Here is a 9193-nt window from a genome sequence, read left to right as displayed (position 1 = left end):
CAGCACGGCGCCTGAGGGAGCAAGTTCCGCCGACCATGCTCCCTCAGACGCCGCTACCCGCCGGTAGCCCCGGGGACTGGGCGGCGGGGCGGGCGGGGTGAGCTGGGCGGGGCGGGGTGTGCCGGGCGGGGCGGTGCGCCGCGGGTCAGCCGACGAGCGGGCCGCCGAGCTTCCAGTAGCCGAGGAAGGCCACCTGGGCCGGGTCGAGGCCGGCCTCCGCGGTGAGATGCCGACGCATCCGGGCGGTCGCCGCCGTCTCCCCGGCGAGCCAGGCGTAGAGCGGAGGGTCCTCGGCGAGGGATCCCCCGAACCGGGTGGTCCAGGCGCGGACGGCCTCCTCGAGCGCCTCCCCGGGAACCGCCCCGCGGCGCAGGACCCGCACCCTCGCGTCTCGGACGCTCGGCACCGCATCGGCCGGGCCGGATTCCACGTCGTCGGCCGCGTCGAGCAGCACCGCGTCGGCCGGGTCGAGCAGCTCCAGCAGCACCTCGGCGGTGGTGCCCGCCGGGAGCGCCCCGAGGATGTTCACGATCGCCGGCAGGGCGGACTCGTCGCCGACCAGGAGGAGACGGCGCGTCGCGGCCGGCGGCGTGAAGTGCAGCCCGTACCCGGTGCGGCCCTCGCGCACGTCGGGGCCGGTGATCACGAGCTCGTCGCCGGGCGCGCACGCTGCGGCCCAGGCGGAGGCGGGACCTGCCGGCACGTGCAGGTGGACGTCCACGTCGATCTCGCCCGCGGCGGGCCGGATGCGGGAGGGCGTATAGGTGCGCAGCGGGTTGCGACGGTCCTCCGGGAGGGACTTCCACCGCGTGTACCAGTCCCGCGGATGCGGCGTCGGCTCCGCGAGCAGGCCGAAGTCCGGCCGACTGCCGTCGGCCATCGGGAGCACGAGCTTGATGCGCTGATCGAGGCCCCAGGGGGCGAAGTTCCGCAGGGACTCCCCGGCCAGCGTGATCCGACGGAAGCCGGGGGAGATCCGACGGTTCGCGGCGACTGTCACGGGGAACGCGCTGTACGCCCACGGGCGACCGGTCCCCGCCGCAGGTCCGTCCCCGTCGGCGGTGAGCCGCGCGGCCCCCGCGCTCCCCACCGCGTGCCCCGCGCTCATCGGACGGCCCCCGGGATCGCCGGGAGCTCCGCCCCGCGGGGGACGACGAGCGGCCCGCCGGTGACCGGGTCCGGGATCACGACGTTCGCCAGCCCGTAGATCTCCTCGACGCGCTCGCTGGTGACGACCTCGGCGGGCGGCCCCTCGGCGAGGATCCGCCCGTCGCGCAGCGCGATGAGGTGGTCGGCGTAGCGGGCGGCCTGGTTGAGGTCGTGCAGCACGGCGACGATGGTACGGCCGGCCCGGTTCAGGCGGGCGAGCAGGTCCATCAGCTCGACCTGGTGGGCGATGTCGAGGAAGGTCGTCGGCTCGTCGAGGAGCAGCAGCTCGGTCTCCTGGGCGAGCACCATGGCGATCCACACTCGCTGCCTCTGCCCGCCGGAGAGCGCGTCGACCGGTCGCGGAGCGAGGTCGGCGGTGCCGGTCGCGGCGAGCGCGTCGCGCACCGCCCGTTCGTCGTCGGCGGACCACTGGCGGAGCAGCCCCTGATGGGGGTAGCGGCCGCGGGCGACGAGGTCCGCGACGGTGATCCCGTCCGGCGCGAGCGCGGTCTGCGGCAGGAGCCCCAGGTCCCGGGCGAGATGCTTCGCCGGCCGCGAAGCGATGTCGCGCCCGTCCAGCAGCACCTGCCCCGCGGCGGGGGCGAGCAGGCGGGAGAGCCCGCGCAGCAATGTCGACTTGCCGCAGGCGTTCGGCCCGATGATCACCGTGAACGAGCCGCGGGGGATCGCGGTGGAGAGCCGCTCGATGATCGGCGCCCCCTGATAGCCGAGGGTGACGGCGGAGGCGGCGAGCGCGTCGGGGCGGGGCAGGGTCGGATGCTCAGGCACGGCGGCGGATCTCCTGGATGAGGACGACGGTGAGATAGAGGCCGCCCACGGAGACGGTCACCACGCCGACCGGCAGGGCGACGGGCAGCAGATGCTGCGCGACGAGGTCCGAGCCGAGCAGCAGCAGCGCGCCGACGAGGGAGGACACCCCGAGGGAGAGGTGGGGCGCCCGGGTCAGGCGGCGCGCGATCTGCGGGGCGGCGAGGGCGACGAAGGCGACGGGACCGATCACCGCGGTGGCGATGGAGACGAGCAGGACGCCGAGGAGGAGCGCGGCCCCGCGCAGCGCCGACGGACGGGTGCCGAGGGCGGCGGCCATGTCGTCGCCGAGCTCGAGCTGGCGCAGCCGCGGGGCGAGGAGCGCCAGGGCCAGCAGCACGGGTGCCCCCATCAGGGCCGCGCCGATCACCTGCGGGGCGGTGACGCCGTTGAGCGAGCCGGTGCCCCAGGCGGAGGCGAACATCGCCGTCTCCAGTTCGATCTGCAGCAGCATCCAGGTGTTCGCCGAAGCCAGCAGGGCCGCGATGCCGATGCCGATCACGATGAGACGGAAGCCCTGCAGGCCCTCGACGCGGGCGAGGAGTCCGATCAGGAGGGCGGTGAGCAGACCGCCGAAGACCGCCCCGGTGGTCAGCGCGGGCCACGAGGCGGAGTGGAGCAGCAGGGTCAGGAGCATTCCGGTGAAGGCGCCGTGGGAGAGGCCGAGGATGTCGGGGCTCGCGAGCGGGTTGCGGGTCACCGTCTGGAAGACGGCGCCGGCCTGGGCGAGCATCCCGCCGAGCAGCAGGGCGGCGAGCGTGCGGGGCAGACGCCACTCGAGCACGACCGTGCGGTCCAGCCGCTCGCCGCCGCCGCGGAGGACCTCGAGCACGGCAGCGGGGGAGAGCGGGTATGTGCCCAGGCCGAGCGCGAGGATCGCGAGGGCGCCCAGGACGAGCAGGAGCGCGAGTGCGAGGAGGACGCTGCGGCGGCGCAGCGGCAGGGAGAGCGGCCCGATCCGCAGCAGCAGGCGGCGGTAGCCGTGATCGAGGGAGCCGGGCACGGGCGCGGGATCGGGCGCGGGTGCGAGGGCGGGGGCGCCGGGGCGGGTGCAGGTCATCACAGGGTGCTCGCTCTCCGCCGACGCGCCAGGACGATCAGCATCGGGGCGCCGACGAAGGCGGTGACCACGCCGACGGGGATCTCGGCGGGCATGATCAGCACGCGCCCGAGCACGTCGGAGAGCAGCAGGATGACGGGGGCGAGGCCGAGGGAGAGCGGGATGATCGCCCGCTGGTCCACGCCGACCGTCCACCGCACCACGTGCGGCACCATCAGGCCGAGGAAGGAGATCGGGCCGGCGAGCGCCGTCGCGGTGCCGGCGAGCAGGGTGACGGCGAGGATGACGCCCGCGCGGAGCAGCGGCACGTTGACCCCCTGGGACCGGGCGACGTCCTCGCCGAGAGCGATCGCGTTGAGCCCGGGGGCGAGGAGCAGGGCACCGAGCAGGCCGAGCCCGATCAGGGGCAGCAGCGGCAGCAGGACGTCGGCTCCGCGACCGAGCAGGGAGCCGGCGTTCCAGGAGCGCATGTGCTCGAAGGCGTCGGGGTCGCTGAGCGTGAGTCCCGTGGTCATCCCGGAGAGGACGGCGCCGAGCGCGACGCCCGCGAGGGTGAGACGCAGCGGGTCGGCGGCACCGCGCCCCGAGGAGCCGATGAGGTACACCCCGATCGTCACCACGAGGGTGCCGCACAGGGCGAGACCCACGAGGGAGGTGATCTCCCGCAGGCCCAGCAGCGAGACGCCCAGGGCGACGGCGAAGGCTGCTCCGGCGTTCACGCCCAGGATTCCGGGGTCGGCCAGGGGGTTGCGGGTGAAGGCCTGGATCAGCGCACCGGCCGCGCCGAGCGCCGCCCCGACCACGAGCCCGGTCAGGGTCCGCGGCAGGCGCAGCTCGAGCACGATCCAGCGGGAGTCGTGATCGCCGCCGCCGCGCAGCACCTCGAGCACCTCCCGGGACGTGAGCGGGTTCGAACCGATCGCGAGGGAGAGGACGACGGCGAGGAGGAGCAGCGCGGCGAGGGCGAGAGCGGTGACGGCGACCCGGCCCCGGGGACGCCGCGCGCCGTCGCCCCGGGCAGGGGCGACGGTCGGCGGCGGCGCGGTGAGGGAGGCGCTCACTCCTGGGCGTCGAGGTGCTTCTCGAGGTCGTCGAGCACGAGCTGCCCGCCGATCGGGCCGACGCCGGAGATCCAGTAGCTGGTGTCCACGAGCGTGACGTCCGGGAAGGATTCGGCGTTCGCGGTGATCGCGGGCGGGATGGTCGAGTCGTCGGTGACGTCGGCGGTGGTGACGAAGACGTGGTCGGCCTGGGCGGAGAGGATGTTCTCGGGGGAGAGGTCGGCTTGGAGCCCGTCCTCCCACTCCTGCTCGGGGATGGTGAGGCCCACGCACTCCAGGGCGCTCCCGGCGAAGGAGGTCGGGCCGTAGAGGCTGAGCGTGGTCTCGTCGCGCGGCCGCACGAGGTTCGCGGTCTGCCCCTCCACGTCGTGGGCGGTGCGGATCTCCTCGCAGCGCTCGGTGTAGCCGTCGAGGAGGGCCTGCGCCTCCTCCTCCTGGCCGAGGGCCTCGCCGATCAGGAGCACGTTCTCCTGCCACGGATCGGCCTGCGACGCCATGAACACGGTGGGGGCGATCGCATCGAGCTGCTCGTAGAGCTCGGAGTGGCGGGACTCGGTGCCGAGGATGAGGTCCGGTTCGAGGGCGGCGATCGCCTCGAGATCCGGCTCGGGCACGGTGCCGACGGTCTCGACGCCGTCGACGCCGAGGTACTCGGGGATGCCGGCCACGTTGCTCGCCACGGCGGCGCCGACGGGGGTGACGCCGAGGGCGACGGAGGTGTCCAGCTCGACGGGCTCGAGGACGACGACTCGCTGCGGCTCGGCGGGCACCTCGGTGATGCCGCGCGCGTGCTCGACGCTGCGCGTGCCGGAGGCCGCCGCGTCGGAGCCGGTGGTGTCGGGGGAGTCGGCGGTGCTGGTGGAGCAGCCGGCCGCGAGGAGGGCGGCGGCGAGCGACAGGGCGGCCGCGGAGACGGCGCGCCGGCGGGGGATGAGGTGCATCGAGAGCCTTCCGGGCAGGTCAGGACGTCGCACTCGCGACGAGCCGAGGTTAGCTTAGGCTACCCACAGTTCGTCAGGGGTGTGGTGTCCGGAGCGCGGGCAGGGCGGGTTCCCGTCGCCCGACCTCCGGCAGCACGGCGCCTGAGGGAGCATGTTCCGCAGAGCATGCTCCCTTAGGCGCCGCTACCCGCCGGTAGTCCTGATCAGGCCTCGTCGATGACGACGTCGAAGTCGGACGGCTGATCCGGGTCCGGCCCGCCGCGCACGCCGGTGTCGAGGGCGTCGATCCGCGTTATCTCCTCGGCGCGCAGCTCGAGGTCGAAGACCTGCAGGTTCTCGCCGATGCGCTGGGGGTTCACGGACTTCGGGATCACGGAGCGGCCTTGCTGGAGACCCCACCGCAGCATCACCTGGGCGGGAGACTTCCCGTGCGCCGCGGCGATCTCGACGATCGTCGGATCCTCCATCACGGAGCGGCGCTCGTCGCCCCAGCCGGGGTTGAAGGTGATCCCGCCGATCGGCGACCAGGCCTGCGTGAGGATGCCGTGGCGGCGCGCGGTAGGCGGCGATGGTGCGGCCGAAGCGGGTGGGGATCGGCTGGTGCAGGAGCACGAGATCGAGAGTGTCGACGCCCAGCTTCCCGCGCGCCTTGTCGAGCGCGTGGAGGGTCTCCGCGTGCCCGTAGTCGGAGACCCACACCTTGGTCTCCACGAAGATCTCCTCACGCGGCACGCCGAAGCGGCGGATCCCCTCGCCGACCTCGCGCTCGTTGCCGTACGCGGCCGCGGTGTCGATGTGCCGGTAGCCGGCGCGCAGCGCGGTCTCGACCGCGGCGGCGGTCTCCGCGGGCGGACTCTGGAAGACGCCGAGGCCGAGGGCGGGCATGGTCACGCCGTTGTTCAGGGTCAGTTCGAGCATGGGGGTCCTTCCGGTTCGGGCGCGGCCGACGGGGGAGGTCGGCCGACGCCTCCATGGCACCACCGCGCGTCACGGCGCGGGAGGCACTGGTGAGGCACGCCTGGGCGGCGGGGTGGGGAGCGCTTGCGGCGTGCGATGTGGACGGAGCGGGCTGCGAGGAGCGGCACACGGTCCCGGGGGCGGGGAAGCCCGCGAGGGGGTGCGGCGTTCTGCCCACCACGCGACCACCGCGCGCCGTGCTCCGAGCGGCGCGCACCGCCCAGGGAGGACCCCTCATGATCGACCTCGATCTCACCGACCGCACCGCGTTCGTCTCCGGATCCACGCAGGGCATCGGCCTGGCCATCGCCCGTCGTCTCGCCGAGGCTGGCGCCCACGTGGCCGTCAACGGCCGCACCGCCGCCCGCGTCCAGGAGGCGATCGGGACCCTCACCGCCGCTGGCCTCGATGCCTCCCGCCTCGTCGCCGCGCCGGGCGATGTCACGACCGACGAGGGGCTGGCCGCCGCGCTCGAGGCCGCCGGAGAGGTGGACGTTCTGGTCAACAACCTGGGCGTCTTCGGAGCCCGGCCGGCCCTGGAGATCACGGACGAGGAGTGGCAGCGGTTCTGGGACGTCAACGTGATGGCGTCCGTGCGTCTGATCCGGGCGCTGCTGCCGCGCATGGTCGAGCGCGGCTGGGGGCGGGTGTTGAACATCGCGAGCGACTCGGCGATCGTCACGCCCGCCGAGATGATCCACTACGGCACCTCGAAGACCGCCCTGCTGGCCGTCTCCCGCGGCTTCGCCAAGGAGGCCGCCGGCACCGGGGTCACCGTGAACTCCGTGATCGCCGGGCCGACCTATACCGAGGGCGTGCAGGACTTCGTATACCAGCTGGTGGATGCGGAGCTGCCGTGGGAGGAGGCGGAGGCGGAGTTCATGCGGCTCCACCGCCCGCAGTCTCTGATCCAGCGCCTGATCCGCCCCGAGGAGATCGCGAACATGGTCCTCTACCTCGCGTCCCCGCTGGCCTCGGCGACGACCGGTGGCGCGCTGCGCGTGGACGGCGGGTACACCGATGCGATCCTGCCCTGAGGCGGGGGCAAGCTCAGCGCCGCCGCAGCACGACCACCGCGTCGAGGTGCTCGCCGGGGGCGCCGTCCGGGCCGATGGCCGGCCGGGGCCGGTCCTCGCAGGTCACGACCTCCCAGTCCGCCGCGGGCAGGGCGAGTTGCTCGACCTCCTCGCAGGAGCCGATCATCCGTGCCGGATGGTCGCTCGCCCACGACGGAGGCGCGGCGTGGGAGACGAGCACCAGGTGCCCGGCGGGCCGCAGCGCGGTGGCCGCACGGCGCAGGATCGCGGTGCGCTCGAGCGCGACGTCGGACTGGAAGAACGAGGCGGTGACGAGGTCGGCCGACGACGGCTCCGGCTCCCAGGACTCGAGGTCGGTCGCGGCGAAGGTCGCGGTGGCGAGCCCTCGCGCCTCCGCCTCGGCGCGGGCGCGCCCGACGGCGGTGGGGGAGATGTCGAGGCCCTGCGCGGTCCAGCCCTGCTCGGCGAGCCACAGCACGTCCCCGCCCTCCCCGCAGCCGAGATCGATCGCCTCGCCCGGGATGAATTCGGCGACGACAGAGGCGGTCGTGGAGTTGACCTTCCCGGACCAGACGCGGTCGGACTCGGCGTAGCGCTGCTCCCAGTGTGCGGTGGGGGAGAGGGGAGGGGTGCCGGGAGCGGCGGGGTGTCCCGGCGCGTGGGCGTGCTGGTGCTGGTGGGTCATGGGGTGAGGGTGGCAGACGGTGGCGCTGCGCGGAAGCGGTGTTGCCGGGAACGCCAGTACGCACCGAGCCCCCGTGCGACGTGGGCGAACCGAGGTAGATTGTCGCCACTTCCAGCGGCTCCGTCGCCGCGGGGAGCGGGGGAGGGAAACTTGATGACGAGCACGCGCTCGAGCCGCGCCCAGCAGGTCGATGCCGCGACCCCCGCCTCCCGCAACCGGGTGGTCGACTTCCTTCGCGCCGCAGCGATCACCGTGGTGGTGCTCGGGCACTGGACGATCATCGCGGTCGACCCCGACGGGGGGATCCTCCCGCATGGCGTGCTGGACGGCGCTCGGTGGACCCATCCGCTGACCTGGGTGTTCCAGGTGATGCCGATCTTCTTCCTCGTCGGCGGGTACTCCAACGGCCTTTCCTGGCGCTCCGCGCGGCGCAAGGGGATCGGCTATGCCGAGTGGCTGCGCACGAGGCTCCGCCGCCTCGGCATCCCGCTGATCCCGCTGCTGCTCGCGTGGCTGGTGATCGGTGTGGTCGCCGTGCTCGCCGGCGCGCCGACCGCCACCGTGCAGATCGCCTCGCAGATGGCGCTGATCCCCACGTGGTTCCTCGCCGCGTACCTGATGGTGATCCTCGTGGGCCCGCCGTGCCTGTGGCTGTGGGAGAAGCTGGGCTGGTGGTCGATCGCGGGCGGGATCGCGCTCGCCGGCGTGGTGGACGCGATCAGCATCGCCGCCGACCAGCCGCTGCTCGGCTACCCGAACTACCTGCTGGTCTGGGCGGCTTTCCATCAGGTCGGCTACGCCTGGCTCGACGGCCGACTCGCCGGGACCGGGAAGCGGCTGGGGCTGGCCGCGATCGGTCTGATCGGACTGCTGCTGCTCGTGCTGGTGGGCCCGTATCCGGTCTCGATGATCACCGCCGGGGGAGACGCGATCTCCAACTCGAGCCCGACGCGCGTGACGATGGCGTTCCTCGGCATGCTGCAGGCGGGGCTCGTGCTGTCGTTGGAGAAGCCGCTCGAGGCGCTGCTGCGCCGGCCCCGGCTCTGGTTCGCGACGGTGCTCGTGAATCAGCGGATCATGACCTGGTTCCTGTGGCACCTCACCGTCATGGTGGGCCTCGCCCACCTGCTGCTCGCCCTGGACGCTCGCGCGCTGCTCCCCGAGCCGCTGACCGGAACGTGGTGGGCGACGCGGCCGCTGTGGGTGATCGCGCTGCTGGCGCTCACCGGACTGGTCGTGCTGGTGATGGGACGCTTCGAGACCCCGCGGGCCGACGACCGCCCGGCCCCGCCCCTCTGGAAGCCGCTCGCCGCCGCGGTGTGCGTCATCGCGGGCCTCGCGGTCATGGCGAAAGTAGGCGTCGCGGGGGAGAGCGGCGTCACCTGGTGGTGGCCGCTGCTGCCGGTGGTGGGGTTGTGGGGGTTCGGGGTAGTCGAGGTCGGGCGTCGCCGGGTCGTTACAGGTCCGGCCTGACA

The 9193-nt window shown here is 73.7% G+C and carries 8 protein-coding genes and 1 pseudogene; 2 read left to right on the top strand and 7 right to left on the bottom strand.

Annotated elements, in window-relative coordinates:
* Positions 1-145: 145 nt before the first annotated feature.
* From ACZCAH_RS06240 to ACZCAH_RS06215, 6 genes and pseudogenes are all read right to left on the bottom strand, one after another.
* A complete protein-coding gene (locus tag ACZCAH_RS06240; protein ID WP_464340256.1) occupies positions 146-1108 on the bottom strand; it encodes a siderophore-interacting protein in 963 nt (320 codons plus the stop codon).
* On the bottom strand, positions 1105-1938 hold the full coding sequence (locus tag ACZCAH_RS06235) for an ABC transporter ATP-binding protein (RefSeq protein ID WP_464340255.1): 834 nt from the start codon (positions 1936-1938) through the stop codon (positions 1105-1107). The genes ACZCAH_RS06240 and ACZCAH_RS06235 overlap by 4 nt, the downstream gene beginning before the upstream one ends.
* Positions 1931-3037 carry a FecCD family ABC transporter permease gene (locus ACZCAH_RS06230; RefSeq protein WP_464340254.1) on the bottom strand — a complete coding sequence of 369 codons (1107 nt, stop codon included), beginning with the start codon at positions 3035-3037 and terminating at the stop codon, positions 1931-1933. Before ACZCAH_RS06230 ends, ACZCAH_RS06235 begins: the two co-directional genes overlap by 8 nt.
* Positions 3037-4098 (bottom strand): FecCD family ABC transporter permease, encoded by a 1062-nt coding sequence (locus tag ACZCAH_RS06225; protein ID WP_464340253.1) that lies wholly within the window; start codon positions 4096-4098, stop codon positions 3037-3039. Before ACZCAH_RS06225 ends, ACZCAH_RS06230 begins: the two co-directional genes overlap by 1 nt.
* Positions 4095-5039, bottom strand: a complete 945-nt coding sequence (locus ACZCAH_RS06220) for an ABC transporter substrate-binding protein (RefSeq protein WP_464340252.1) — start codon at positions 5037-5039, stop codon at positions 4095-4097. Before ACZCAH_RS06220 ends, ACZCAH_RS06225 begins: the two co-directional genes overlap by 4 nt.
* 203 nt (positions 5040-5242) lie before the next feature.
* Positions 5243-5957 (bottom strand): annotated as a pseudogene (locus ACZCAH_RS06215) (aldo/keto reductase).
* Positions 5958-6232: 275 nt separating this feature from the next.
* Between ACZCAH_RS06215 and ACZCAH_RS06210 the strand changes: the two are divergent.
* Positions 6233-7033 carry an SDR family NAD(P)-dependent oxidoreductase gene (locus tag ACZCAH_RS06210; protein WP_464340251.1) on the top strand — a complete coding sequence of 267 codons (801 nt, stop codon included), beginning with the start codon at positions 6233-6235 and terminating at the stop codon, positions 7031-7033.
* 13 nt (positions 7034-7046) lie between these two features.
* Here the strand turns inward: ACZCAH_RS06210 and ACZCAH_RS06205 are convergent, their stop codons facing one another.
* On the bottom strand, positions 7047-7718 hold the full coding sequence (locus tag ACZCAH_RS06205; RefSeq protein WP_464340250.1) for a class I SAM-dependent methyltransferase: 672 nt from the start codon (positions 7716-7718) through the stop codon (positions 7047-7049).
* A gap of 153 nt (positions 7719-7871) precedes the next feature.
* On the opposite strand from ACZCAH_RS06205, the gene ACZCAH_RS06200 reads away from it, so the two are divergent.
* Positions 7872-9191: an acyltransferase family protein gene (locus tag ACZCAH_RS06200; protein ID WP_464340249.1), complete on the top strand. Its 1320-nt coding sequence runs from the start codon at positions 7872-7874 to the stop codon at positions 9189-9191.
* Positions 9192-9193: the final 2 nt, after the last annotated feature.

The organism is Brachybacterium sp. B718/18 (assembly GCF_055454375.1).
This window is presented reverse-complemented; position numbering and strand designations above follow the sequence as displayed.

Coding starts and splice junctions, on each gene's coding strand:
- ACZCAH_RS06240 (WP_464340256.1), bottom strand. CDS start 1,108: ATGAGCGCGGGGCACGCGGTGGGGAGCGCGGGGGCCGCGCGGCTCACC.
- ACZCAH_RS06200 (WP_464340249.1), top strand. CDS start 7,872: ATGACGAGCACGCGCTCGAGCCGCGCCCAGCAGGTCGATGCCGCGACC.
- ACZCAH_RS06205 (WP_464340250.1), bottom strand. CDS start 7,718: ATGACCCACCAGCACCAGCACGCCCACGCGCCGGGACACCCCGCCGCT.
- ACZCAH_RS06220 (WP_464340252.1), bottom strand. CDS start 5,039: ATGCACCTCATCCCCCGCCGGCGCGCCGTCTCCGCGGCCGCCCTGTCG.
- ACZCAH_RS06230 (WP_464340254.1), bottom strand. CDS start 3,037: ATGACCTGCACCCGCCCCGGCGCCCCCGCCCTCGCACCCGCGCCCGAT.
- ACZCAH_RS06210 (WP_464340251.1), top strand. CDS start 6,233: ATGATCGACCTCGATCTCACCGACCGCACCGCGTTCGTCTCCGGATCC.